The organism is Kitasatospora fiedleri, from assembly GCF_948472415.1.
Taxonomy (GTDB): domain Bacteria; phylum Actinomycetota; class Actinomycetes; order Streptomycetales; family Streptomycetaceae; genus Kitasatospora; species Kitasatospora fiedleri.
Map to the genome: position 1 here is coordinate 37,726 of NZ_OX419520.1, position 24,232 is coordinate 61,957.

A 24,232-nucleotide genomic window follows, 5' to 3' on the forward strand; every position below is an offset into this window, starting at 1 on the left:
CTCCCGGCGCCCCGCGCGCCCCTAGCAACCCGGTGCGACGGCCCCGGTCGGACGGAGGAACCACTCCGCCCGGCCGGGGCCGGACCGCGTCCCGGGGCGGACGGCTCAGCGGGTAGCGGCGGCCGGGGCGGGGGTGACGGGAGTGACGGCGTGCAGGTGCGGGGGGCTGTCCGGGGGACGGTGCCAGGAGGTGCGCAGGCCGCAGGCGGTGAGCGCAGAGCCGACCGCGTGGTGCATGGCCTCCCGGACGGCGGCGGACACCGCCGGGGCGCCGGGCAGTCGCGGGGACGGGCGCCAGGCGACGTCCACGGCGTCCACGACGTCCACGACGTCCACGGCGTCCACGGCGTCGGTGGTGAGCGGTGCGTCCGGTGCGGGCGGGCAGGTGGTGAGTGCGACGCCGGCCGCGCGGGGGTGCCGGGCCAGCGGGAGGCCCGCGAGCGCGGCGCTGCGGCGGACGGCGGCCAGGGTCTCGGCGGGGAGGTGCGGCGCCGGGACCGCTGCGGCGGTGACGGTCTGCCGGGCGGGGTCGGCGGGATCGGCGGGATCGGCCGGCCCGACCCGGGTCGGGCCGTCGGGCGTCTCGCGGACGGCGGCCAGACCGAGGGCGGGCAGCAGTTCGGCGAGCGCGGTCTCGACGCTGGCCGCCACCACCTGCCGGGTCCGGAGCCACGGGCTGCCCGCCCCGGCCGCCGCGGCGGCGTCCTCCAGCCGGGCGGAGCAGAGCCAGCGCAGCGTCAGCGGCCAGCGGTCCGGATCGACCCCGTCCCCGGCCGCGCCGCCGGTGGCGAACAGGTGGACGCCGGGCCCGTGGCCGCCGTGTGCGACGGGCAGACCGACGAGCAGCAGCGCTTCGACGACCCGGTCGGCCAGCAGCGGATCGACCCGCGCCGCCCGCGCACCGGCCGCCACCACCCCGTGGACTCCCATCCCGACCCCCCTTCCGACCGGCGGGGCGCTCCCGCGCGTGAGACTATCCATGAACACGTAAAGGCCGTCAACAGCCCTTCCGCGCAAGGCTCTTGAAGGGCCACCGCCCCTCCCGCGCCGCACCGGCCCCGGCCGGAAACCGCGAGCGCCGCCCCGCACGGCGGCGGGACGGCGCTTCGGTGAACAGTGCTTCGTGGCGCGGTGGCCGAGCCGTCAGGCGCTGTGGTCGGTGCCCACGGCACCGGCCGCCGGCTGGACCGGAGCCGTCGGCTGGGTCGGGATCTGCTGCTGCGGGGCCTGCGGCTGCACCGGGGCCTGCGGCTGGGTCGGGATCTGGCCCGGGTACGGCGGCTGGGCCTGGCCCTGGTACGGAGCCTGGCCCGGGTACGGGGCCTGCCCCTGGAAGGGCGCCTGGCCCGGGTACGGGACCTGGCCCTGCGGGGGGACCGGGGTGCCCTTGGCGCGGTTCATCATCGACCGGACGAAGTTGGCGACCAGCACGATCGGAACGATGAACGCCTTGAAGATGATCAGGTACTCGCTGCCCTCGAAGAAGAAAGCGAGGTAGACGCCGTAGCCGAAGAACGCGGCACCGGCGAGGCCGCTGAAGATTCGCAGACCGGTGCTCAGGCCGGAGGCGGGGACGAGAGCGGTGCAGATCGTTATCAGACCGCTGATCATCAGCAGGACGACGTACCAGGAGAAGCCCGGGTTGAGGCTGAAGTCAATGTTCACAGAAATCCCAAACTGGACATAAGGTGTGCATAAAGAGTCGATCGGTTGACGTACCGTACCGGAGTCCCGCCCTTCCGGTCGCCCCGGTTCTCCCGCCGGTTCGAGAACCCGGAGAAAGGCTCCCGGGGAAAGCGGGACCCACCGTCGAAAAGGGCGCCAAAACGGGCGGCCGCCCGTCGGCCCGGCCGAACCGGGACGCCGCCCTCCTGATAGCGTCCCGGCCGTGTCCCCTTCCCCTGCTTCCCCCGCCCCGCTGTACGCCGCCGCCGACATCCACGGTCACCGCACGGAGTTCCGCGACGCACTGCGGGAGGCGGGGCTGACCGGCGAGGACGGGGGCTGGACCGGCGGGCGGGCCCGGCTGTGGCTGCTGGGGGACTACGTCGACCGGGGGCCGGACGGGATCGGGGTGATCGAGGACGTCCGGCGGCTCGCCGAGCAGGCCGCGGACGCCGGCGGCCGGGTAGGGGCGCTGCTGGGCAACCACGAGGTGCAGCTGCTCGCCGCCCACCGCTTCGGCACCGCGCCCGTACCCGGGTGGAGCCAGCCCGGCGGGTTCCACGGCGGCTGGGCCCGGTTCGGCGGACAGGAGCGCGACCTGCGCCGACTGACCCCCGACCACCTGGACTGGCTCGCCGCACTCCCCGCCGCCGTCCTGGTCGACGACCACCTGCTGGTGCACTCCGACACCACCCAGTACCTCGAACTCGGCACCGGGATCGACGACGTCAACCGCGCCGCCGCCACCGCCCTGACCGACGAACGCCCCGGCGCCTGGCTGGAGTTCAGCCGCCGGATGAGCTCCCGCGGCTCCTTCCGGAACGCCCGGTCCGCCGATCCCGGCGACCCGGTCGCCCGGATACTGGACGCCCTGGGCGGCACCGTCCTGGTGCACGGCCACAGCACCCTCACCAAGCACTTCGGCATCCCCCCGGAGCACGTCCGGGAGGCGCTGCGCTACGCCGAGGACCGGGTCGTCGCCATCGACGGCGGCGTGTACGAGGGCGGTCGCATCCTGCTCACCCGCCTGGTCTGAGCCCGCTGGTCTGAGCCGCCCCGGTCGCCCCCGCGTCCCCGTGGCTCCGCGTCCCCGCGCCCTCGCGTCCTCGCGTCCTCGCGCTCCAGCTCCGCCGCGCGGGCCCGGTCCACCCCGAGTTGCCGTTCTCCGTCCGGGCGGGGCTCCGTCGGCGGGCCGTCGGCCGACCGGGGTGCGGCCGCGTCCGTGGCTGGTGGACACCGTCAGTTCCCTTGCGGAACAGGCCGGTTGGCGGCTTACTGACCGGTAGTCAATTGATCTTGGTCGCTGCTATCGTGCCTGCGGAAGTTCCGATGCGAGTACGGAGACAAGGGGAGATTCATGCGCACGTCACAGCGGAGGGCCGCCCTCGCGCTCAGCGTTCTGGCCATGACCGCGGGGATGGTGTCCGTCTCCGCTCCGGCCGAGGCCGCCAGCACCCCGAGCGGGGCCTGCGGCAGCGGCTACTACCAGATCGACCACCACGCCCTCGGCTCGGTGGCCGACATCTACCTGTTCTACAACGGGTCGAGCAACTGCGCCGTCACCTGGGTGCGCAGCCCGACCGGGACCAGGACGTACGACCTGCGGGTACACATAGACCGGGAGAGCGACCTGGTGGGCTCCGCCGACGGGGGCTACTACAAGTACTACGCCGGCCCGGTCAAGCTCAGCGCCAAGGGCACCTGCATCTCGTGGGGCGGCTACGCGGAGGGCATCAACTGGGGCTCCGACTGGGAGCACTGCGGCTGACCGACCTCCGCCGCAACCCGCCCGGCCGGTTCGCGGCGCGGCAACCACCCGCGCGCGTCCGGTCCGGCCCGGCGGGGCCTTCGGGCCAGGTGAGGGCCAGGTGAGGGTCAGGTGCGGGTCAGCCGGTGGCGGGACTCCACCGCCGCGACGGTCTTCTTCAGCGCGTTGCCCAGGACGCCCCTGCCGACGCTGCCCAGCAGCAGGCCGGTGATCCGGCCCCTGAGGTTCTTGCCCTCGCGGACCACCACCGCGTCCAGCCGGGTCGTGCCGTCGGGCAGCGGGGTGAAGGTGTAGGTGTGGCCCGAGGCGCCGCCCCAGAGGTTGGAGTCGACCGTGGTCATCACCACGCGGTGCGGGTCGGACCAGTCGTAGCGCAGCCGTTCCCAGACGCCGCCGGAGCCCTCGGTGACCTCGGCGTGGTCGGGGCCCTCCGTGTGGACCCGGAGGAACTCGTCGGCGCTGTTGGGGAACAGCTCCCGGCGGCCCGGGGTGAAGTCGGTGAGGCACGCCACGAACTGCTCCGGGGTGGCCAGGGTCCGCTCGGTGAAGTGGATGGTTGCCATGGGGTTTCTCCCTGCGCTCCTCGCGTCGGTCTGCCGGACGGCCCCCAGACTGCCCGGTGCCCGCACCCCGTCGAGCCGGTGCCGGACCCTGGCCCGGGCCGACCCGTGCCCGGCCCGGGTACGGGACCCGGGGACCAGGGTCCGGCACCGGCTCGACGGGCCCGCGGTCCGGGGATCGTGGTCGGTGGGACGCCGACCGGCGTCCCGGGCCGCAGAGGAGCCGACGATGGTGGAATTCAAGATCGAGGTCGTGGTCGTCCCGGTTTCGGACGTGGACCGGGCCAAGGAGTTCTGGACCCGGATCGGGTTCCGCGAGGACGTCGACCACACCGGCCCCGGCGGATTCCGGGTGGTGCACCTGACCCCGCCCGGCTCGGCCGCGTCGCTGATCGTCGGCAGCGGGGTGACCGCCGCGGCACCGGGCTCCGAGCACGGCGTGCACCTGGTGGTGGACGACGTCGTCGCGGCCCGCGCCGAGCTGGCGGCGGCCGGGGTCGAGGTCAGCGAGGTGTTCCACGACGCGGGCGGGGTCTTCCACCACGCCGGCACCGCCGGGCGGGTCGCCGGCCCGCACCCGAAGCGGCAGTCGTACGGCTCGTTCGCCTCGTTCGCCGACCCGGACGGCAACACCTTCGTCCTCCAGGAGGTCACCGAGCGGCGCCCCGGGCGGATCGACCACGTGGTGTACCGCTCCGCCGACGCACTCGAATCGGCGCTCCGCGACGCCGCGACCGCCCACGGCGCGCACGAGGCCGAACTCGGCCACGCCGACCCGGACTGGCCCGCCTGGTACGCCGCCCACATGGCGCGCGCGGCCGGGCTCGGCCGCTGAGTGGGCCGGCGTGAGCGGCATGAGCGGGGCGGGAGCGGGCGGCTGCGGGCGGTGCGCCGGTACCGCGACGGCGGCGGGACCGGTGACGGCGGTGGCAACGGTGGCAGCGGCGGGCCGCGAGGCCGAACGGGCGCAGCTGGCGGCGTTCGTGACGTCCGCCGCCGGCCGGGCCCTGGTGCTGCGCGGGCGGCGGACGCCGACCGGGTCGCGCTGCTGGGCCACGCCGGCGCCCTCGCGGAGCGGGAGGGCCACACGGTCGTCCGGGCGGTCGGCGTCGAGGTGGAGTCGGCGCTGCCCTGGGCCGGGCTGCACCAGTTGCTCCACCCGCTGCTCGCCGACGCCGCGCGGCTGGACGAGGCGGCCCGGGCCGCGTTCGACACCGTGTTCGGCGGCCCGCGCGGTAGCTCGCGCGGCGGCTCGGACTGCGGCCCGGGCGGTGCCCCGGGCTGCGGCCCGCCCTCGGTCATGACGCTCGGCATCGCGGTGCTGCGCCTGCTGGCCCTCGCCACCGAGCAGCGGCCGCTGCTGCTGGTCCTCGACGACGGGCAGTGGCTGGACGAGGCCAGCGCCGACGTCTGCGGCTTCGTCGGCCGCCGCCTGACGGGTCGTCCGGTGCGGCTGCTGGTCGCGGTCCGCCCCGGCCTGCCGTCCCGGTTCGACGCCGCCGCCCTGCCCGAACTGCCGGTCGCGGCCCTCCCCGACGAGCCCACGGCCCGCCACCTGCGGCTCGCCGGGACCCCGCCCCCACCCGGCCCCCGGCGCCGGACGCACTGACCTGGCAGGAACGCCGCATCGCCGACCTGGCCGCCAGCGGCCTGACGAACAAGCAGATCGGCGCCCGGATGCACCTGTCGCCGCGCACCGTCAGCTCGCACCTGTACCGCGTCTTCCCCAAGCTGAGCGTCACCAGCCGGGCGGCCCTGCGCGACGCGCTGACCCGCCACGCAGGCTGACCTCCCGTCACCTCCCTCCCCTCCCTCCCTCTCACCCCGGGGCGCCGCGCGCCTCCGGAAAGGACCGGAAATGATCAGCAGGCGCACCTTCACCACCGCGGTCGGTCTCGGCGTCGGCGCCACCGCTCTCCCGGCCACCGCCCCGGCGGCCGGCGCGCTCACCGCCGACGACCGGCCGACCACCCTCGTCGCGACCGTCCCCGCCACGACCGTCCCGGCCGTCGTCCCCGGCACCCACACCGGCTTCGCCGACCTGAGGCGGGTCCAGGCCGGCGTGCTGGACATCGGCTACGCGGAGACCGGCCCGAAGGACGGCCCGACGGTGATCTGCCTGCACGGCTGGCCGTACGACATCCACAGCTTCGTCGACGTGGCCCCGCTGCTCGCGGACGCCGGCTACCGGGTGATCGTGCCGTACCTGCGGGGCCACGGCACCACCGCGTTCCTCTCGCCGACCACGCCCCGCAACGGGCAGCAGTCCGCGATCGCGCTCGACATCGTCGCCCTGATGGACGCCCTGAAGATCCGCCGGGCGGTGCTGGCCGGCTTCGACTGGGGCTCGCGGACCGCCGACATCATCGCCGCGCTGTGGCCGGAGCGGGTCAAGGCGCTGGTGTCGGTGAGCGGCTACCTCGTCACCCACCTCCCGGCGCAGCGCACCCCGCTGCCGCCGAAGTACGAGCGGGCCTGGTGGTACCAGTACTACTTCGCCACCGACCGCGGCCGGGTCGCCATGGAGACCAAGGAGAACCGGCACGACCTGGGCCGGTTGGTGTGGGACGAGGTCTCCCCGACCTGGGACTTCGACGAGGCCACCTTCGAGCGCACCGCCGCCGCGTTCGAGAACCCCGACTACGCCGCCGTCGTGGTCCACAACTACCGCTGGCGGCTGGGGCTGGCCGACGGCGAGCGCCGCTACGACCGCTACGAGCGGCTGCTCGACGCCCAGCCGCCCGTCACGGTGCCGACCATCACCCTGGACCCCGCCCTCGACCCGTTCCTGGCCTCCACCGACGGCACGGCCTACCGGAAGTTCTTCACCGGCGCCTACGAGCACCGGGTGCTCGCCGGGATCGGCCACAACGCGCCGCAGGAGGCGCCGACCGCGTTCGCCCAGGCCGTGGTGGACGCCGACCACCTGGCGGCGCGGCCGTGAGCGGCCCGGCCGACAACGGGCGGGTGCGCGGTCCGGACGCCGACACGCACGTGCGCGGGCCGGACGCCGACGCGCGGGCCGCCGAGGTCCGCCGGGCCCGGTTCGGCGCGCTCCCCGAGCGGGTCGCCCTCGCCGACCTGGTCGAGGAACGCCCGGTCCCGCCGCCGCACCGGACGGCCGACGCCCACGACCCCGACAGCCAGGCGGTGCGGTTCTCCTGCCTGGCGGCCGACCTCGGCCTCTGAACCCGTCGGTCCGCCCCGCGCCCCGAGCCCCCCGCGCCCCGTCACTCGATCTCGTACATCCCGTCGCCGTCGAGGTGGCGCACCGTGTTGAGGTCGCGCTGGAGCACCGCGTCCACCGGGTGCTCCAGGGTGAGGGTGGCCGGGTAGCCCCGGTCGTACGTGGTCGGGCTGATCGGGTCGCCGGGGCGGACCAGCACGGTGAGGTCGCGGAAGCTCTCCAGCTCCGCGATCCGGTCGAGCGCCCGGTAGCGGACCAGCCGCCCGGCCGCCGGGGCGACCAGCGCGGCCCAGGCGAACGCGTGCCGCCGCCGGTACCCCCGGCCGGCCCGGGCCCGGAAGCGCTCCGGGCGGACGTAGGCGTCCACCACCCACTCCAACTGGCCCTCGCCCAGCAGGTGGGCGGTGTAGTAGGGCAGCCCCGACATCCGGGCGCCCGCCTCGACCAGCCGCGGGCCGTCCGGCGTCAGCTTGACCTCCAGGTGGGCGGCGCCGTACCGGATGTCCAGCGCGTCCAGCACCCGGCGGCCGTACGCGGCGAGTTCGGGCACCGGCGGCTCGTCGCAGCGCAGCAGCACCTGGGCCACCACCAGGTCCCGCACCCCGTTGGCGGTGATCCGCTCGGTGCGCCAGGCGTCGGTCAGCTGGTGCGTCCCGCCGCTGCTGACCGTGTTGAGGACGTACTCGGTGCCGACCAGGTACTCCTGGGCCACCACCTCCTCGACCGGCTCGCCCTGGACCGTCCCCCGGGCGCGCAGCCGGCGCAGCGCCGCGACCGAGTCCCCGGGCGCGTCGCAGAACGACACGCCGTCGCCCCAGTAGCTGCGCAGCGGCTTGACCACCGCCACCCCGCCCAGCCGCCGGTGCCAGGCGCGCAGCACGTCCGGGTCGCCGGTGCGCAGCTGGCGCATGCCGGGCACGCCCCGGGCCTTGAGCGTCTCGATCTGCACGTACTTGTCGCGGCGCGCCGCGCTGGCCGCGGTGCCGTTGGAGGGCAGCCCGAGCCGCTCGGAGAGCGCGTCGGCCAGCTCCACCCCGGTTTCGCGGCCCGCCAGCACCGCGACCGGCCGCAGCGCCGCCAGCCGCTCGGCCAGGGCGTCCACCCCGCCGTCGTGGACCAGCACGCTGCCGAACCGTCCCGGGTCCACCGGGTCCACGCCGAACGGGAGTTCGGGCGTGCTCTGCACCTGGACGACCTCGCCGCCCACCGCGCCGAACGCGTCGACGTGGCCGAAGGCCGCCCCGAACGCATCGACGACCGCCACGCGGAACGCTGCCATGTCTGCCTCCTACGGACGGGTGTGGGTCGGGGCCGCGGCGAGGTCGAGCACCTCGCGGCGGAGTTCGAGCAGCCGGTGCACCGCGTTCGTCAGCACGTGGCGCACGCTGAAGCCCGAGGTGCCGGTGTCCCCGGGGTGCCGGGCGTCCCCGGCGGCCAGGACGCTCCGCTCGCCGTCCTGCGCGCCGATCTCCCGCCGGGTCAGCCCCGACCGGTCCGGGAACGCCTCCGGCAGCAGGCGCCGGGTGATCCCCAGGTGCACCATCCGGAAGTCGACGAACCCGTCGATCAGCCGGACCAGCTGCTCCGTCCCGGCGTCGTCGAGCACCAGCCGGCCGTCCCGCACCGACTGCCACACGTTCGCGCCCAGGCCGGAGGCGCTCCGCCAGCGGGCGACCACCGGCCGGGCCCAGGACGGGAAGTAGGACATCGCCTGGTCCAGGTAGACGCCGTACTCCCCGGTCGGCGGCAGCAGCACCAGTTCGAGGAGCTGGACGCTGGGCATGAAGGCCCCGCTCGCCCCGCGCGGACCGCCGGGGTGGCCCAGGTGGTACGGCCGGAAGCGGCCGAACGCCTCCCCGGTCAGCCTGCGGTAGCCCGCCATGTCCGAGGTGAACTCCGCGACGCAGCGCGCGGCGTCCTCCAGCACCGCGGCCGGCTTCACGGCGTCCGGCGCCGCCACCAGCGCGCGCAGACCGTAGGCGGCCGACCTGATCCACGGCTCGGAGAGGTGGTGCCCGAGGTAGAAGTCCCGTTCGAGGGTGCCCAGCCGCCCGGGCGAGAACACCCTGATGTCACCGCAGCGCGCGTACTCCTCGCTGTTCACGTCGATCAGCAGCTCGTAGCTCAGGTGCGGGTCCAGACCGGGGAAGCGCGCGCACTGCGCGGAGACCAGCTCCACCAGCTCGCGCGGAGCGGCGTGCGGCCCGGCCGGAGCGAACCCGTTGAGCATGAAGAGCAGGTCGAGCTGGGTGACCCGGGCCGCGCGCGGGTCGTCGTCGGCGAGGCAGCGCCGACCGTACTCGACCAGCAACTCGCGCTGTTTGTCCGCCAGTTGGCGGTACGTCAGGCCGTCGCCGCCGACCTCGGACAGGTCCTGCGGAAGTTCGCGCAGGACGTAGTCGCGGAACGGCGAGGAGGACCGCAGGAGCGCGCGCGGCCCGTTCGGCCCGCTCGGTCCGTTCGGCGGGAGGTTCCGGTGGGGGTCCGCGGAACCGTTGAAGAGATCACTGCTGTCCATGTCCGCTCCTTGTCCGCAGTAGGGGGCAGTGAGGGTGGGCGGGCCGGTGCCGTCGCCGCCGGCCCGCCCGGGCGCTTGAAGGTGCTCGTGGGCGCTTGAGGGCGTGTCAGGGCCGGACGCAGCGGAAGCTGTCCGCCGCGGCCGGGTCGCCGTGGGTGTAGCGGGAGACCATCGGGTAGCGGCACAGGTCGCGGGCGACGCTCCGGCCGTCCGCGGTGGTCAGGGTGGCGTGCAGGACGTCCGGGGCCTGGCCGCGCTCGACCCAGGCCGTCAGCGCCGCCAGGTCGTCCACGCCGCCGTCCTTCAGGCCGCAGTGCGCGACGCCCGGGGCCAGGAAGACCCGGTAGAAGCCGTCGACCCGGGCCGCGCCGCCCATCCGGGCCTCGACGCGCTCGCGGTAGTCCACCGTCCCCCGGGTGGGGATCAGCTGGTCGGCGCTGCCGTGCCAGGTGAGCAGCTTGCCGCCGGCGTCGCGGAACGCCGACAGGTCCGCGTCCCGGGAGCCGATCACGGTGTCGTACTCGGCGCGGGCCGCGCGGAAGATCCGCTCGAACTGCTGGTACGTCAGGTCCGCCGAGTCGAACCCGGGCTGCTTCAGCACGAAGTCGGCCACCCACTGGGCGGGGACGGTGAACGGTCGGCCGGTGGGCACGCCGTCCACGGGGGCGCTGGCGGCCAGCGCGGAGAAGTCGGCGCCGACCGGCAGCCCGTACCAGAGCCGCCGGCCGCCGCCGTCCCGCGGGCCGTCCCAGATCCGGCGGACCACCTCGGCGTCGGCCGCGTCGATGGTGTACTCCTCGCCCTCGCACAGCACCTTGCTGCCGATCAGCCGGCGCGGGTCGAAGTCGCAGCGGTCCGGGTCGCCGATCAGCCCGTCGGCCACGCCGTCCAGCCGGTCGCAGGCCCGCAGCGCGGCCCGGTTGAAGGCGTCGAACTCGCAGGTGGTCGGATAGGTGTGCTCCTGCTTCATCACCACCTGCGGCCACAGCGTGGCCACTTCGAACTGGTTCCAGTTGATGCCCGGGGCGGCGGCGTTGATGCCGTCGAAGTCGGTCGGGTACCGCTGCGCCTCCACGTAGCCCTGGCGGCCACCGGTGGAGCAGCCGTTGAAGTACGAGTGGAACGCGCTGCCGCCGTACCCGTCGCCGACGACCTGCTTGGCGACCAGCGCCAACTCGTGCACCGAGCGCGAGGCGAAGTTCTCCAGCAGCGCGGCGTCGACCCGGCCCTGCGGGTCCAGCCCCCAACTGCCGTCCCAGCCGGTGGTGTACACGCCCGCGTCGGTGGTGGCCGCCGCGTAGCCCTGCTTGACCGCGACGGCCACCGCGCCGATGTCACCGGCGGCGTAGCCGGTACCGCCGACCGCCTGGAACCGCCCGTTCCACCCCGCCAGCGGCAGCCAGACCTGCACCCTCGCCCGGTCGTCCGCGCCCGGATGGGTCAGCGTGACCGTCACCTCGCAGTGCGCCGGGACGTCGGTCACCGAGTAGCCGCCCAAGGGCAGCACCCCGGGCACCTCGAACGTCCCCGCCGGCACCGCCGCCGCGGCCACCGACTCCACCACGGCGCCCTCCGGCGCCGCCGGCCGGAACGCGGCACAGGCCGCCACGGCGGACCCGCGACCGGCCCGGTCCGCACCACCCGCCGGACCGGTCGACGCGCTCGCCGGCGCGCACAGGGCCACGGCCGCCGCCAGCGAGAACCCCGCCGCCGCGAGCCTCGGAAGCCGTCGGTTCATGTGTGTCTCTCCTCGGATTCGGCAATCGCGACCCCACTGTCGCCGACCCACCGACCCGGGCACATCGGTCAACTGACGCCCCGCCGGGGGAGCAGTCGACGTGCAGTCAGATGACGGATGCGGCCGACCGGACGGCCGACCGGACGGCCGACCGGCTGACTGACCGCTCGACCGGCCGGGCAGCGCCCCGGACGACGCCGGGGCCCGGCACGGCCCGCCGTCACCGGCGGGGCAGTTGCCGTCGCCGGGCCCGCCGCCGGGCCCGTCGCCACCGAGCCCGCCGTCACCGGTCGGCAGGCAGCATCCGCCATCGCGCCGCCGCGCCCGTCGTCTCCGCGTCCGCCACCGCCGCGCCCGCCGTCACCCTCCGGCGAGGGCGTCGTCGAGCTCGCGGCGGGAGGAGACCCCCAACTTGGTGAACACCTTGCGCAGGTGCCACTCGACGGTGCGCGGGCTGAGGAACAGCTGGGCGCCGATCTCCGCGTTCGGGTGCCCGGTGGCCGCCAGCCGGGCGATCCGGGCCTCCTGCGGGGTGAGGACGGGCTCGCCGCCGGTGTCGCGTCGGCGCACCGTCTCGCCGGTGGCCAGCAGCTCCCGCCGAGCCCGCTCCGCGAACGCCTCCATGCCCATCGCCGCGGCCGCCCCGTGCGCGGCGCGCAGTTCGTCGCGGGCCTGCGCCCGCCGGTTCCGGCGGCGCAGCCACTCGCCGAACAGCAGCCGGGCCCGGGCCTCCAGCCCGCCCAGCCCACCCAGGGCGAAGTGGTCGACCGCCTCGCGGTAGCGCTCCTCGGCCTGCTCCGGCGCCCCGGCCAGGGCCTCCGCCAGCGCCCCGGCCCCCAGCGCCCAGGGCGTCCCGGCCCGGGCCCAGTCGGCCAGCTGCTCGCGCGCCCCGGCCGCCGCGTCCGGCCGCCCGGCCCGGACCGCCGCCTCGACCAGCTCCCCGCACGTCCAGTGGTGCACGGCGAGATCCCGGTGCTCGGTGCCCCGCAGCGCGGCCTCCAGCGCGAGCGGGTAGGCGCCCAGGCCGTTGTGCAGCACCGCCCGCGCCAACGCCGCGGTGGCCGCCAGCCGGCCCAGACCGCGCTGCTCACACTCCCGCTCCGCCCCTTCGATCTCCGCCAGGGCCGACCCGTCCCGCCCCCGGTACGCGCCGATCAGCGCGGCCGTGACCGCCCGGGTCGCCGCGCCCGCGGTCTCCTCGACGGCCGCCGCCCCGGCCAGCAGCGCCCCGGCCTCGGCGAACCGCCCCGCGAAGCCCAGCGAGGCCGCCCGGTACGGCAGCGCCGCCGCGAGGGTCGACAGAGCCCCGGTCGCCCGGGCGGAGCGCACCGCCCGGTCGGTGACGTCCAGCCAGGCCCCGAGGTCGCCCAGCTCGGCGGCGGCGTTCACGACCGCCCACAGCAGGGCCGGGTCCTCGACCTCGGTCCGCGACCGCAGCGCCCGCGCCAGCAGCGGCTGGGCGGCGACCGGCCCGTCCGCGCTCCACGCGGCCAGCGCCCGCAGCAGGACGGCGGCCTGCTCGTCCCCGGGCGGCAGCGCGCGGGCGGCCGCCGCGACCCGCCGGAGCGCCTCCCGGTCGTGGCGGCCGGCCCGGACCGCCGCGCCGAACGCGGTCAGGCAGGTCTCCCGCGCGGCGGCCGGATCGAGCCCGCCGAGCCGCTCCGCCGCGTCGAGCAGCGGCCCCACCGCCCCGGCCCCCCGGTCCCGCAGGGCGGACGCCCGGGCCCGCAGCCGGTGCACGTCGGCCTGCTGCACCAGGTTCAGCGGCCCCAGCTCGGCGGCGGCCAGCAGGTCCGGCACCCGGGCCGTCAACCCGGCCGCGAGGGAGGCCGCCGCAGCCGCCAGCGCCCGCCGCGCCTGCCCCTTCGGCTCGGGGGAGAGCGCGGCGGCCCGCTCCAGGAAACCGGCCGCGGCGGCCCGGCCGCCCCGGGCCAGGGCCCGGTCGGCGGAGTCCTCCAGCGCGGCGGCGACCTGCTCGTCCGGCCCGGCCGCGGCGTGCGCCAGGTGCCAGGCCCGCCGGTCGGGGTCGCGCCCGCCGTCGGTGGCCTCGGCCAGCGCCCGGTGGGCGGACCGCAGGGCGGCGGCGTCCGCGCCCCGCCACACGGCGGACCGCACCAGCGGGTGCCGGAACCGCACCGGGGCGCCCAGGGTGACCAGCCCGGCCGCCTCGGCCGGGGCCGCCGCCTCCGGCCCGATGCCCAGCAGCCGCAGCGCGTGCCACAGCAGCGGCCCGTCGCCGACCGGTTCGACCGCCGCGACCAGCAGCAGCGCCCGGGTGTCGGCCGGCAGCGCCGCCACCCGCCGCCGGAACCCCTCCTCCACCCGGGACGCCAGCGGACCGGCCCCCGGCCCGCCGAACCCGAACGCCAACTCCGCGGGCGACAGGCCGCGCGGCAACTCCAGCAGCGCGAGCGGATTCCCGCCGGTCTCACCGACCACCCGGTCCCGCACCCGGGCGTCCACCGGCCCCGGCAGCACCCGGTCCAGCAGCGCCCTGGCCTCGGCGTCGCCCAGCCCGCGCAGCGGGAGGTCCGGCAGCCCGGCGAAGCCCGCGTCACCCACCCCGTCGACGGTCCGCTCGGCGAACACCAGCGCCACCGACTCGGCGTCCAGCCGTCGGCCGACGAACGCCAGAATCCGCTGCGACATCAGGTCCAGCCACTGGGCGTCGTCCACCAGGCACACCAGCGGACCACCGGCGGCGGCCTCCGCGAACAGCCCGAGCACCGCCATCCCGACCAGCAGCATCTCGGGCGCCGCCCCCGCGCTCAGCCCGAACGCCACCCGCAGCGCCTCCCGCTGCACCGGCGGCAGCCCGTCCAGCCCGTCCAGCAGCGGAGCGCACAACCGCTGCAACGCCGCGTAGGCGAACTCCGCCTCCGCCTCCACCCCGGCCGCCCGGACGACCCGCAACCGCCCCGCCCGCTCGGCCCGTTCGGCCACCAGGTCCAGCAGTGCCGACTTGCCGACCCCGGCCTCCCCCCGCAGCACCAGCACCCGGCTACGGCCCTCCCGCACCTCCCGCAGCAGCTCCTCCAGCGCCCCCGACTCCCGCTCCCGGCCGAGCAGCCGCTGCACCGCGTGATCCGACATCACACCTCCGCCCGGTCCCCCCTCCCCGGAGGGACCGACCCCATCCTACGAACCGCCCCGCCCGCGCCCGTCGCGGCGTCAGTTCGTGGGCGTCCGCGCGGTATCGCCGGGGGCACCGGAGTCCGCGCCGCCGGAACGCCGCCCGGCGGCGCGAACGGTCAGCCCCCGTCGGCCGTCTGACGCTCCACCGTCTCGCGCAACCGCCGCCGACGCTCCGTCGCCCGGCGCCGCTCGTCCTCGTCGGCGGCGGTGATGTCCAGGAAGACCTGGTCGAAGTCCGGGCACACCGACCTGATCCGCTGCCTCAGCTCCACGCACAGCCGCTCGACCCCGGAGCTGTCCAGCCCGTCCACCAGGTCCATCCGGGCCGCGAGCAGGGCGGAGTCCGGGCCGAGCTGCATCGTCAGCAGCCGGGTCACGGTGTCGATCTCGGGCCGCTCGGTCAGCACCTCCAGCGCCCGCTGCTGGAGGACCGGGTCGACGGCCTGCCCGACCAGCCGGTCCTTGGCGTCGCGTCCGAGCCGGTAGGCGACGTACATCAGCAGCACCGCGATGGACAGCGCCGCGCCTGCCTCCCACGCCGGCTGCCCGGTCCACTGGTGCAGCCCCGCGCCCGCCAGGGCCAGCAGCACGCCGAGCACCGCCGCCGCGTCCTCCGCGAACACCGTCCGCACGGTCGGGTCGTCGCCCCGCCGCAACTGCGCCACCACGCCGCGCCCGGCCTGCTTGGCCTGCCCGCGGACCTGCACCGTCGCCCTGACCAGCGAGGCGCCCTCCGCGAGCAGCGACACCGCCAGCACCACGTAGACGATCAGGTAGCCGCCGGTCTCCTCGGCCTCCGGGTTCAGCAGGGTGTGCAGGCCCTGGTAGAAGGAGAAGCAGCCGCCGGTGACGAAGATCCCGACGGCCGCCAGCATCGACCAGAAGAAGCGCTCCTTGCCGTACCCGAACGGGTGCCGCGCGTCCGCACGCCGGCGGCTGCGGCTCAGCGAGGCCAGCAGGAACACCTCGTTGAGGCTGTCCGCCACCGAGTGCGCGGCCTCCGACAGCAGCGCGGGCGAACTCGCGATCAGCCCGCCGGCCACCTTGGCCAGCGCGATCACCAGGTTGGCCACCAGCGCGATCAGCACCGTGCCCCTGGTCTCGCCGTCCCCCTGCCCGCCGCGCTCGTTGCCCTTGTTGCCCTTGTTGCCCTCGGCACCCGGGTCCGTGTCCGCGGCCGTGCCGCGCCCGTCGTCGTGTTCGTCGCCCCTCGTCACGCCCGCCGTCTGCCCCGGTTCCCCGCGCACAAGCGCCGGACCGGGCGCCCGGCCGGCTCAGTCGGCGACGGCCGTCCCGGTCCCGATCAGGAAGGCGGTGAGGACGCGGCGCAGGCGGGGCTCGACCTCGACGACCGCGTGGGCGAGGCGGGGGTCGGAGGTGTAGAGCTCGCGCAGGAGCGGACCGGGGCTGGCGATCTGCCACAGGGCGCCGGCCATCCCGGTGGCGGTGGCGACCAGGTCGAGCACCTGCTGCTCGGACAGGCCCAGCAGGCGCGCCAACTCCTCGCCGATCAGGGCGACTTCCTGCAGGGTGAGGAGCTTGAACGCGCGCACCGCCTCCAGCGACACGTTGCGCTCCAGGTTGAGCGGCGCCTGCGCGAGCAGGTCGCAGAACACCGGGCGGTCCGCCAGCGTCGAGGCGAGGAGCGCGCCGACGTCCGCGGGGAGGCGGCCGTCCGCGCCGCCAGCTCGGCGCGGAGCGTCGCGGACCACTCCCGCCAGCCCTCGGCGGTGAGTTCGAGGAAGATCTGCTCCCTCGTCTCGAAGTAGCGCAGCAGCGCCGACTTGTGCATGCCGACCTCGGCGGCGATGTCGGTGAGGCTGACGTCCCGGATGCCGCGTTCCCGGCCGAGCGTCCGGGCCGCGTCCAGGATCGCCGTCTCGCGCACCTGCTTGGCCTCGGCGCTGCGGGCCCGTCGGAAGGCTGGCTGACTCATGGCCCCATCATAGGAGGAGTTAAGAGAACGGTGTTGCTTTATTAGGAGAACGGTGTTGTACTAATTGCATGAGCGAACACGCGCACAGCACCCGGCAGGTCTGGTTCATCACCGGCTCGTCCCGCGGGCTCGGCCGCGCCCTGGCCGTCGCCGCCCTCGACGCGGGCGACCTCGTCGTCGCCACCGCCCGCCGCCCCGAAGCCCTCGCCGAGGAGCTGGCCCCCTACGGCGACCGGGTCCTCGCCCTGCCGCTGGACGTCACCAGCCCCGACGCGGCCCGCACGGCCGTCGACGCCGCACTCGCCCGCTTCGGCCGCATCGACGTCCTGGTCAACAACGCGGGGTACGCCAACGTCTCGCCGGTGGAGAGCGCGGACGACGACGACTTCCGCGCCCAGTTCGAGACCAACTTCTGGGGCGTCTACCACGTCACCAAGGCCGCGCTGCCCGCCCTGCGACGGCAGCGGGCGGGCACCGTCGTCCAGTTCTCCTCGATCGGCGGGCGAGTCGGCGGCTCCCCGGGCATCGCCTCCTACCAGGCGGCCAAGTTCGCCGTCGACGGCTTCACCCGGGCGCTGGCGGCGGAGACCGCCCCGTTCGGCATCCGCTTCATGGTCGTCGAACCGAGCGGCTTCGCCACCGACTGGGCCGGCTCGTCGATGACCGTCCACCCCGTCCCGGAGGCGTACGAGGAGACCGTGGGCGCGATGAACCGCCGGGTGCGCCAGAGCACTTCCGGCGCCGCGGGCGACCCGCGGCGGGCGGCCGGGATCATCGTGCGCACCGTCCACCGCGGCCGGGTCCCGGGCCACCTGCTCCTCGGCGTCAACGCCGTGGAGATGGCGCTCGACCACTCCCGCCGCCAACTGGCCGAGGCGAGCGCCTGGGAGAAGGTGAGCCGCTCGGCCGACTTCGCCGAGCCCCACCCCGTCGACCTGCCGCCCGAGACGGCCTGAGTGCCTGACGGCCTGAGTGCCTGACGGCCTGTCGCCCCGCTCCTGCTCCGTCCCGGCCGGACGGGTCCGATCCGGGGTGCCGGAACGTTTCGGTGCGTCAAGAACCTTGGCCATGTCCGGTGGTGCCGCCCCGTCGAGCGGTACCTTCGCACCCGGGCCCGCCCGCGGCGACCCACCGAAACGTTCCGCCCGAAAGGCGCCCCGATGACCGTCGATCTCGACAAGTACTTCACCCGCATCGCGTGGGACGGCGATCGGGCCCCCACCCTCGCCACCCTCCGCTCCCTCCACCGCGCCCACGTCCTCGGCATCCCGTTCGAGAACCTGGACGTCGTGATCGGCGAGGTGCCGTCGCTGGACCTCCGCGACCTCCAGGCCAAGCTGGTCGAATCCGCCCGCGGCGGCTACTGCTTCGAGCACAACAGCCTGTTCGCCGCCGTCCTCGAACGGCTGGGCTTCGCCGTCCGCCGCCTCACCGGCCGGGTCCGGGCCGGGGCCCGCCCGTGGGAGGAGCGCCCCCGCACCCACATGGTGCTGGCCGTCGAGATACCCGGCGTCCCCGGCCGGTACCTCGCGGACGTCGGGTACGGCAACACCGGCGCACTGCTGGAACCGCTGCCGATGGTCCCCGGACAGGAGCACGAGACCGCCGGCCGCCGGCACCGCCTGGTCCTGGAGGAGGCCGACGGCCCGGCCCCGATCTGGGTGGTGCAGGTCCGCGGCAGCGGCGGCTGGCAGGACCAGACCGCCTTCACCATGGACCGGGTACCCGTCGCCGACCTCGTGCTCGGCAACTGGTTCACCGCCACCTACCCGCGCTCACCCTTCCACCGGCTCTACGTCCAGCGCACCCTCGCCACCGGCCACCACCTCCTGCTCGACGGAACCACCTTCGTCCGCACCGCACCCGACGGAACCCGCTCCGTCCGGGAGATCGAGAACCCCGGCGACCTCCGGGACCTCCTGCACACCGAGTTCGGCCTCACCCCGCCCGCCGGCTTCCGCCCGCCGACCCGCCGCGCCTGATCCGCACCACCACCGGCGACGGGGCCGGGGCCGTCGACGGGGCCGGTCGGGGCGGCCGCACCCTCCGCGCCCCTTGCCCCTGGCCCTCGTCGGCGGGCACGCTCGACTGCACGTCGAATCCGACACCCGGGGCCCCGTGAACGACATCGACCGTCGCAACCGCCGCAACCGCCCCAACCGCCGAGGCGCCCTGGGCTGCCTCCTCCTCGTCCTCCTCCTCGCCGCCGCCCTCACCGCCTTCGTCGTGTGGGCCTGGAACCAGCCGGGCGGAAACACCCCCAGCTACTGGCACTGACGCCCGTGCCACCCACCGGCCCGGACCGGCCGCCCGGGCCCGCCCCGGACCGATGACGGCGGCCGGCCCTCCGCCGACTACCGGCTCACCGCGCTGTCCGACGTCGAGGAGGAGCCGAACAGCTTCGGACGCAAGGCCCCCTGGCTCCTGGAGGACCGGCTCCGCGTGGGCGGAGGCCGCCAAGTCCGGCGGCGCCGCAGTCTGGATGCAGATCAACCACCCCGGCCGCCAGGTCGCCTCCGACATGCCCGGCGTCGTCTGGGGCCCCTCCGACCTCGGCGTCGACCTCGGTCGGCACAGCGGCCGCTTCGGCCGCCCCACCGCCATGACCCCGAGCAGATCGCGGCCACCGTGCAGCGCTTCGCCCGCACGGCCGCCCGCGCCGAACAGGCCGGCTTCGACGGGGTGGAGATCCACGCCGCGCACGGCTACCTGCTGTCGCAGTTCCTCTCCCCGCTCGTCAACAGGCGCACCGACGCCTGGGGCGGCCCCCTGGAGAACCGGGCCAGGATGCTGCTGGACACCGTCCGCGCCGTCCGCGCGGCCGTCCCGCCCGCCTTCACCGTCGCCGTGAAGATCAACTCCGCGGACTTCCAGCGCGGCGGATTCGACGCCGACGACGCCCGCCAGGTGATCGCCTGGCTGGCGCCGCTCGGCGTCGACCTGGTCGAACTCTCCGGCGGCAGCTACGAGAGCCCCGCCATGACCGGCCGCGCCACCGACACCCGCACCCGGCCCGCGAAGCCTACTTCCTGGAACTGGCCGAGGACCTGGTCACCACCAGCCCCCTCCCGCTGATGCTCACCGGCGGCATCACCCGCCGCGCCACCGTCGAACAGGTCCTCGCCGGCGGCGTCGCACTCGTCGGCATGGGCACCGCCCTCGCCGTCACCCCCGACCTCCCGGACCGCTGGCGCCACGGCCGCGAAGCCGACCAGCGGATGCGGCCGGTCACCTGGAAGGACAAGCCCCTCGCCTCCGCCGCCGCCATGGCCCAGGTCCGCCGCCAACTGCGCCGCCTCGCCCGTGGCAGCCGCCCGCGCCCCGGCTTCCACCCGGCCCTCGCCCTGCTGACCGAGCAACTCCAGCAGCGCCGGGCCCTGCGCCGCTACCGCGCCTGGCTGCCGACGCGGCAGCACGCCACCCCCGACAGCCACCCGCACCGGTGACGGCGGGCCGGTTCCGCGCCCGGCGGAGCCGTCCGCCGGACGCTTCGGCTCCGACTCAGTCGCCCACCACGACCTCGGCCCCGGCCCCGGTCTCGACTTCCGCCCCGGCCTCCCAGCGCAGCAGGTCGCCCGGCTGGCACTCCAGCACCTCGCAGAGCGCGGCGAGCGTCGCGAAGCGCACCGCCTTGGCGCGGCCGTTCTTGAGCACCGCCAGGTTGGCGGGCGTGATTCCCACGCGGTCCGCGAGTTCGCCGACGGACATCTTCCGCCGGGCCAGCATCACGTCGATGTCGACCGCGATCGGCATCAGATCACCTCGTCCAACTCGGCCTGCATCCTGGCCGCTTCGACGTCGCGGGCGACCGCCTGGGCGAGCAGCGTGCGCAGCACGAACACGATGAGCGCGACTCCCAGGACCGCCACGCCGATCCCGCCCATGATGAGGGTGACGCCGGGGTCGTCCCGCTGGCCGGGCGCGTTCAGGGCCGCGACCGCGAACCACACGACGGCCGCCGCGACGATCGCCCCGATGATGCCGTCCACGTACCGGAAGGCGGCGGGGGAGAACACCGTCCCGCGCCGCACCATCGTGACCAGCCGCCACACGCAGACCATGGCGGCCTGGGCCGCCCCGATCCCCAGGATCGTGACCACGCGCAGCGAAGTCAGCGGGAGCGACCCGTCCTCCGGGTCGCTCCCACTGACCAGCACCCACAGCATCAGCGCCTGCACCAGCACGCTGCCGGCGAACACCACCGCGAGCACGGCGCGCAGCGCGCGCACCACCAGCTCTCCCATGCCCCATCCTTCCATCGAGATGCGATGGAAATCTATCGAAAATCGATAGGTGGAGCAAGGTTCGAGCCGGAGGGCGGACAGCGCCCCCGCGCAACCGGTTCATCGACCCCTACGGCCGCGGCGGCCGGAGCCGCCGCCTCGCCACGCTCATCGCGCTCACCACGTTCACCACGCGAAGATCCGCCCGACGGCGAAGCCGATGCAGCAGACGACCATCACCACGATGATCAGGAGGGGTATCCAGCCGGGCCAGGCCGTGTGCAGTTCCACCGGCTCGGGGTGGAGATGCCGTGCGTCGTGGAGCCTTCGCCCTCGGGCGTCTCGGTCGGTGCGGAGTGGCCCGGCAACTGCACCGGGGCGGGAACAGAGTTGCTGACGGACATGGCGTCCTCCCGATTTCCCGAGTGGTCTGGTGCGTCGACGTGCTTCCACCTCCACGGTCCACCCGACGGCGCCCGAGCGCAAAACCCGGGCCGGAACCGCTGCGCCGCCGCGCCGCCTCAGACCTGTTCGCGGGGCACGGGCATCGCCCAGCGGATCGCCCGCACCACGGCCAGACCGAGCGGCCGGACCGCCGCGGCGCTGAGGGGATCGGACGGCAGGCCCAGCAGGGCGCGGTGTTCCGGGGCGGGCAGGCCCGTGGCGGCCGCGGCCAGCGCGCCGTAGGCGGGACGCACGGGCAGGGGGAGCGGCGGGCGGAACAGCAGGAAGCGGGCGGCGGCCCGGGCCTCGGCCGTCCTGGCCAGCTCCGGCCGGTAGGAGCGCAGGACGGCGGCGAGGGCCGCGAGGTCGCGGGGCGGGTCCTGCACCCCGAGGGCGGCGGCCACCTCGGCCGTGTCCGCCACGTAGGCGTCACAGCCCGCGGCGTCCAACGGCCGTGCCCCGTACACCTGGTGGGCCCGCAGGAAACTGTCGGTCTCCGCCGCGTGCACCCAGGCCAGCAGGTGCGGGTCGTCGGCGCGGTAGGGGAGCCCGGCGGCCGTGGTGCCACGGACGCGGGCGTGCACGGCGCGGACCCGGTCCACCGCGGCCCGGGCGTCGTCCGCGGTGCCGAAGGTGGTGACGGCCAGGAAGGTGCTGGTGCGCTGGAGCCGCCCCCACGGGTCGCTGCGGTAGCCGGAGTGCGCGGCGACCGCCGCCATGGCCGACGGGTGCAGCGACTGGACCAGCAGCGCGGCCAACCCGCCGACGAACATCGAGGCGTCACCGTGCACCGTCCGGATCGGCCGGTCCGGAGCGAACCAGCGCGCCCCCGGAGTCCCGTGGATGCGCTGCCGCACCGCCGGCCCGTCCGGCCCGGCCACCCTCGCGAACAGCGCCGCCCCCAACCGCTCCCGCAGCCCGAGCCGCTCCTGCACCCCGCCCGACGACACCCCGCCGCGCTCCGCGTCCATGCCCTCCACGGTAGGCGCTGACCCGGACGGCACCAAGCCGCGCACCCGCCCACCCGTCCGCCGACCGGCTCTGTCCAGGGCGCGGGAGATCGGGCCTCGGCGTGGAACCGCCCCGGCGCGACGTCCACGTCCCCGCCGCAACGACACGAGACCGGGCGCGGTAGTGGTCGGCCGCCGGGCCCGGCCCCAGGCCCGGCCCCGGGCGCAGCGCGCACCCCGCCGTGCCAGCGGGCCGCCGTGGTGGAACTCCTGCCCGGGCGACGGTCGGTGCGGACCGAGACCCGGGCCCTACCGCGCGGGGGCCGGTTACCGCTCAGGTCTGTCCCGTCCGCCGCCAGGGCTGTTGCGCCGCTTGCCCGCCGTCCCGGTCGGTCGACGCGGTCTCCGCAGCCACGTTCGAGGCGGCTGGCCCGGTCGCCTCGGGTCCGGGCCCGGTGGCAGCCGCGGAACGGTTCCACCGGCCCGGCCGACCACCCCGGTCGGCGACGGCTCCTTCCCGGGCGGGGGAGACCCCCCGTCAGGAACCGACCACACCGTCCGCCTCACCCTCACCCTCACCCGCGCCCGCGTCCGCCTCCGCCCCGTCCCCCTCCCCGGCCCGGGCGATCCGGGCGGCCAGGAAGGCGAACGCCAGGGCCAGCACGGCCTGCACGGCCACGGTGACGGCGAAGCCGCGGGACAGCCCGCCATCGGCACCGTCGCTCGCACCTCCGCTCGCACCGCCGCCGCCCGCCGTCGCGGTGGCCACGGCGTGGAAGAGCCCGCCCAGGAGGGCCACGCCCAGGCCGAGGCCGAGTTGCTGCAGCGTGGTGAAGAGTCCGCCGGCGACGCCCGCCGCCCAGGTGGGGGTGCGCGACAGGACCGTGCGCAGGACCGGACCGTACATCAGGGCCTGGGTGACGCCGAGCAGGACCAGCAGCGGTTGCAGGGCCGCCGGGGCCCCGCCGCGGGTGCCGTCCACGGTGAGGGCGAGGCCCAGCAGCACGGCCGCCTGCCCGACGGCCGCGCCGGTCATCGTCCAGCGCCCGGTGCGGCGTTCCACGGCCGGCAGGACGAGGGCGGTGACGACGAATGCCGCGCCGAAGCCGAGCAGCAGCAGGACGGTGCCCCAGGCGTCCACGCCGAACGCGCTCTGGGCGAGCGCCGAGAACTCGTACAGGAAGGCCCCGTAACCGGTGAAGAACAGCAGCGTCATGACCAGGCCCCGGCGCACGGCCGGGGTGCGCAGCACGCTCGGCGGCACGACGGGCAGTTCGCCGCGGCGTTCGGCGGCGCGCTGCGAGCGGGCGAAGACGGCGAGCACCGCGGCGCCCGCGGCCAGCATCGCGGACACCGGGGCCGGGCCGCCCGCGGAGGTGCCGAGGGTCAGCGGCACCACGACGAGGAGCAGGCCGGTGCCGAGCAGCGTGGCCCCGCGCAGGTCGAGCGCCAGCGGAGCGGTCGAGCGCGACTCGGGCACGGTGCGCAGGGCGAGCAGCGCCGCCGCGCCCAGCGCCCCGGTGAGCACCTGGACCAGCCGCCAGCCCCAGTGCTCGCCGGCCGCCTGCGCCACCGCGCCCGCCAGGAGTTGGCCGGTGACGGTGGCGATGCCGCTGACGGCGGCGAACAGCGTGACGCCCAGCGCCCGCAGCCGCCCGGGCGCCGTGGACTGGATGGTGGACAGCACCTGCGGGGTGAAGAGCCCGGCGGCGGCGCCCAGCACGGCGCGCAGCACCACCAGGACGGCCAGGTTCGGCGCGAGCGCGGCCAGCACCGAGGCCGCGCCGAACGCGCCGACCCCGGCCGCGAGCAGCCGCCGCCGCCCGAACCGGTCGCCCAGGCGCCCCGCGACGACGAGGGTCGCGGCGAACGCGGTGGTGTACGCGGACAGCACCAGCTGCCCGCCCGACACGCTCACCCCGAGGTCCGCGGTGATCGCGGGTTCGAGCAGGTTGACCGACCCGAACGTCATGTTCACGGGCAGGTAGGCGAGCAGCAGGACGGCGAGGCCGCCGCCGGTGAGGGCGCGCGCCGGACGCGGCACCACGGGACGGGTGAGGGGAACGGTCTGTGCGGTCATGACCACGACCCTGCGCCCCGCCCGATCC

The 24,232-nt window shown here is 75.8% G+C and carries 21 protein-coding genes and 3 pseudogenes; 11 read left to right on the forward strand and 13 right to left on the reverse strand.

Annotated elements, in window-relative coordinates:
- Window positions 1–105: 105 nt before the first annotated feature.
- Window positions 106–930, reverse strand: coding sequence for a hypothetical protein (locus tag QMQ26_RS36375; RefSeq protein ID WP_282206788.1), 825 nt, complete (start codon window positions 928–930; stop codon window positions 106–108).
- A gap of 213 nt (window positions 931–1,143) precedes the next feature.
- Window positions 1,144–1,665, reverse strand: coding sequence for a hypothetical protein (locus QMQ26_RS36380; protein WP_282206789.1), 522 nt, complete (start codon window positions 1,663–1,665; stop codon window positions 1,144–1,146).
- A 223-nt stretch (window positions 1,666–1,888) separates the two neighbouring features.
- Here QMQ26_RS36380 and QMQ26_RS36385 point away from each other — a divergent pair, with 223 nt between their 5' ends.
- Together QMQ26_RS36385 and QMQ26_RS36390 are read left to right on the forward strand one after the other, a co-directional pair.
- The gene (locus QMQ26_RS36385; RefSeq protein WP_282206790.1) at window positions 1,889–2,701 is read left to right on the forward strand and encodes a metallophosphoesterase; all 813 of its coding nucleotides are present in this window, start codon (window positions 1,889–1,891) and stop codon (window positions 2,699–2,701) included.
- 369 nt (window positions 2,702–3,070) lie between these two features.
- Window positions 3,071–3,433, forward strand: a complete 363-nt coding sequence (locus QMQ26_RS36390) for a serine/threonine protein kinase (RefSeq protein ID WP_100834386.1) — start codon at window positions 3,071–3,073, stop codon at window positions 3,431–3,433.
- 107 nt (window positions 3,434–3,540) lie between these two features.
- Here the strand turns inward: QMQ26_RS36390 and QMQ26_RS36395 are convergent, their stop codons facing one another.
- Window positions 3,541–3,996, reverse strand: a complete 456-nt coding sequence (locus QMQ26_RS36395) for an SRPBCC family protein (protein WP_100834385.1) — start codon at window positions 3,994–3,996, stop codon at window positions 3,541–3,543.
- A 226-nt stretch (window positions 3,997–4,222) separates the two neighbouring features.
- Between QMQ26_RS36395 and QMQ26_RS36400 the strand changes: the two genes are divergently transcribed.
- The 5 genes and pseudogenes from QMQ26_RS36400 (at window position 4,223) to QMQ26_RS36420 (ending at window position 7,182) form a co-directional block, all read left to right on the forward strand.
- Complete coding sequence (locus QMQ26_RS36400; RefSeq protein ID WP_282206791.1) at window positions 4,223–4,828, forward strand: VOC family protein; 606 nt, start codon at window positions 4,223–4,225, stop codon at window positions 4,826–4,828.
- Between the two features lie 279 nt (window positions 4,829–5,107).
- On the forward strand, window positions 5,108–5,602 hold the full coding sequence (locus QMQ26_RS36405; RefSeq protein WP_404814262.1) for an AAA family ATPase: 495 nt from the start codon (window positions 5,108–5,110) through the stop codon (window positions 5,600–5,602).
- Window positions 5,596–5,781, forward strand: a pseudogene (locus tag QMQ26_RS36410) (response regulator transcription factor); the annotation flags it as partial. The gene QMQ26_RS36405 and the pseudogene QMQ26_RS36410, both read left to right, overlap by 7 nt.
- A gap of 70 nt (window positions 5,782–5,851) precedes the next feature.
- Window positions 5,852–6,937 (forward strand): alpha/beta fold hydrolase, encoded by a 1,086-nt coding sequence (locus QMQ26_RS36415; protein ID WP_282206793.1) that lies wholly within the window; start codon window positions 5,852–5,854, stop codon window positions 6,935–6,937.
- Window positions 6,934–7,182: a hypothetical protein gene (locus QMQ26_RS36420; RefSeq protein WP_282206794.1), complete on the forward strand. Its 249-nt coding sequence runs from the start codon at window positions 6,934–6,936 to the stop codon at window positions 7,180–7,182. The genes QMQ26_RS36415 and QMQ26_RS36420 overlap by 4 nt, the downstream gene beginning before the upstream one ends.
- A gap of 41 nt (window positions 7,183–7,223) precedes the next feature.
- Here the strand turns inward: QMQ26_RS36420 and QMQ26_RS36425 are convergent, their stop codons facing one another.
- From QMQ26_RS36425 to QMQ26_RS36450, 6 genes and pseudogenes are all read right to left on the reverse strand, one after another.
- Entirely contained in the window at window positions 7,224–8,459 is a 1,236-nt protein-coding gene (locus tag QMQ26_RS36425; RefSeq protein WP_100834381.1) for a biotin carboxylase, read from the reverse strand.
- A 9-nt stretch (window positions 8,460–8,468) separates the two neighbouring features.
- Entirely contained in the window at window positions 8,469–9,698 is a 1,230-nt protein-coding gene (locus tag QMQ26_RS36430; RefSeq protein WP_282206795.1) for a hypothetical protein, read from the reverse strand.
- Between the two features lie 106 nt (window positions 9,699–9,804).
- Window positions 9,805–11,436 carry a tannase/feruloyl esterase family alpha/beta hydrolase gene (locus QMQ26_RS36435; RefSeq protein ID WP_282206796.1) on the reverse strand — a complete coding sequence of 544 codons (1,632 nt, stop codon included), beginning with the start codon at window positions 11,434–11,436 and terminating at the stop codon, window positions 9,805–9,807.
- 360 nt (window positions 11,437–11,796) lie between these two features.
- On the reverse strand, window positions 11,797–14,529 hold the full coding sequence (locus QMQ26_RS36440) for an ATP-binding protein (RefSeq protein WP_282206797.1): 2,733 nt from the start codon (window positions 14,527–14,529) through the stop codon (window positions 11,797–11,799).
- 158 nt (window positions 14,530–14,687) lie between these two features.
- Window positions 14,688–15,788: a cation diffusion facilitator family transporter gene (locus tag QMQ26_RS36445; RefSeq protein WP_404814260.1), complete on the reverse strand. Its 1,101-nt coding sequence runs from the start codon at window positions 15,786–15,788 to the stop codon at window positions 14,688–14,690.
- 57 nt (window positions 15,789–15,845) lie between these two features.
- A pseudogene (locus QMQ26_RS36450) lies at window positions 15,846–16,507 on the reverse strand (TetR family transcriptional regulator).
- A 68-nt stretch (window positions 16,508–16,575) separates the two neighbouring features.
- On the opposite strand from QMQ26_RS36450, the gene QMQ26_RS36455 reads away from it, so the two are divergent.
- The 4 genes and pseudogenes from QMQ26_RS36455 to QMQ26_RS36470 form a co-directional block, all read left to right on the forward strand.
- Window positions 16,576–17,463 (forward strand): SDR family NAD(P)-dependent oxidoreductase, encoded by an 888-nt coding sequence (locus tag QMQ26_RS36455; protein ID WP_282206798.1) that lies wholly within the window; start codon window positions 16,576–16,578, stop codon window positions 17,461–17,463.
- A gap of 204 nt (window positions 17,464–17,667) precedes the next feature.
- The gene (locus QMQ26_RS36460) at window positions 17,668–18,489 is read left to right on the forward strand and encodes an arylamine N-acetyltransferase family protein (RefSeq protein WP_282206799.1); all 822 of its coding nucleotides are present in this window, start codon (window positions 17,668–17,670) and stop codon (window positions 18,487–18,489) included.
- A gap of 136 nt (window positions 18,490–18,625) precedes the next feature.
- Window positions 18,626–18,784 (forward strand): hypothetical protein, encoded by a 159-nt coding sequence (locus QMQ26_RS36465; RefSeq protein ID WP_282206732.1) that lies wholly within the window; start codon window positions 18,626–18,628, stop codon window positions 18,782–18,784.
- 166 nt (window positions 18,785–18,950) lie between these two features.
- Window positions 18,951–19,953 (forward strand): annotated as a pseudogene (locus QMQ26_RS36470) (oxidoreductase); the annotation flags it as partial.
- 55 nt (window positions 19,954–20,008) lie between these two features.
- Here the strand turns inward: QMQ26_RS36470 and QMQ26_RS36475 are convergent.
- From QMQ26_RS36475 to QMQ26_RS36490, 4 genes are all read right to left on the reverse strand, one after another.
- Window positions 20,009–20,260: a helix-turn-helix domain-containing protein gene (locus tag QMQ26_RS36475; RefSeq protein ID WP_282206733.1), complete on the reverse strand. Its 252-nt coding sequence runs from the start codon at window positions 20,258–20,260 to the stop codon at window positions 20,009–20,011.
- Window positions 20,260–20,751, reverse strand: a complete 492-nt coding sequence (locus QMQ26_RS36480) for a DUF2975 domain-containing protein (protein ID WP_282206734.1) — start codon at window positions 20,749–20,751, stop codon at window positions 20,260–20,262. The genes QMQ26_RS36475 and QMQ26_RS36480 overlap by 1 nt, the downstream gene beginning before the upstream one ends.
- Window positions 20,752–21,251: 500 nt before the next feature.
- Window positions 21,252–22,145, reverse strand: a complete 894-nt coding sequence (locus tag QMQ26_RS36485; protein WP_282206735.1) for an oxygenase MpaB family protein — start codon at window positions 22,143–22,145, stop codon at window positions 21,252–21,254.
- A 517-nt stretch (window positions 22,146–22,662) separates the two neighbouring features.
- Window positions 22,663–24,204, reverse strand: coding sequence for an MFS transporter (locus QMQ26_RS36490; RefSeq protein ID WP_282206736.1), 1,542 nt, complete (start codon window positions 24,202–24,204; stop codon window positions 22,663–22,665).
- Window positions 24,205–24,232 lie beyond the last annotated feature (28 nt).

Bases quoted from the DNA above. Each gene is read 5' to 3' on its own strand.
- QMQ26_RS36480 (WP_282206734.1), bottom strand. From the start codon at position 20,751: ATGGGAGAGCTGGTGGTGCGCGCGCTGCGCGCCGTGCTCGCGGTGGTG.
- QMQ26_RS36425 (WP_100834381.1), bottom strand. From the start codon at position 8,459: ATGGCAGCGTTCCGCGTGGCGGTCGTCGATGCGTTCGGGGCGGCCTTC.
- QMQ26_RS36430 (WP_282206795.1), bottom strand. From the start codon at position 9,698: ATGGACAGCAGTGATCTCTTCAACGGTTCCGCGGACCCCCACCGGAAC.
- QMQ26_RS36455 (WP_282206798.1), top strand. From the start codon at position 16,576: ATGAGCGAACACGCGCACAGCACCCGGCAGGTCTGGTTCATCACCGGC.
- QMQ26_RS36440 (WP_282206797.1), bottom strand. From the start codon at position 14,529: ATGTCGGATCACGCGGTGCAGCGGCTGCTCGGCCGGGAGCGGGAGTCG.
- QMQ26_RS36435 (WP_282206796.1), bottom strand. From the start codon at position 11,436: ATGAACCGACGGCTTCCGAGGCTCGCGGCGGCGGGGTTCTCGCTGGCG.
- QMQ26_RS36395 (WP_100834385.1), bottom strand. From the start codon at position 3,996: ATGGCAACCATCCACTTCACCGAGCGGACCCTGGCCACCCCGGAGCAG.
- QMQ26_RS36485 (WP_282206735.1), bottom strand. From the start codon at position 22,145: ATGGACGCGGAGCGCGGCGGGGTGTCGTCGGGCGGGGTGCAGGAGCGG.
- QMQ26_RS36490 (WP_282206736.1), bottom strand. From the start codon at position 24,204: ATGACCGCACAGACCGTTCCCCTCACCCGTCCCGTGGTGCCGCGTCCG.
- QMQ26_RS36475 (WP_282206733.1), bottom strand. From the start codon at position 20,260: ATGCCGATCGCGGTCGACATCGACGTGATGCTGGCCCGGCGGAAGATG.
- QMQ26_RS36460 (WP_282206799.1), top strand. From the start codon at position 17,668: ATGACCGTCGATCTCGACAAGTACTTCACCCGCATCGCGTGGGACGGC.
- QMQ26_RS36390 (WP_100834386.1), top strand. From the start codon at position 3,071: ATGACCGCGGGGATGGTGTCCGTCTCCGCTCCGGCCGAGGCCGCCAGC.
- QMQ26_RS36375 (WP_282206788.1), bottom strand. From the start codon at position 930: ATGGGAGTCCACGGGGTGGTGGCGGCCGGTGCGCGGGCGGCGCGGGTC.
- QMQ26_RS36415 (WP_282206793.1), top strand. From the start codon at position 5,852: ATGATCAGCAGGCGCACCTTCACCACCGCGGTCGGTCTCGGCGTCGGC.
- QMQ26_RS36400 (WP_282206791.1), top strand. From the start codon at position 4,223: ATGGTGGAATTCAAGATCGAGGTCGTGGTCGTCCCGGTTTCGGACGTG.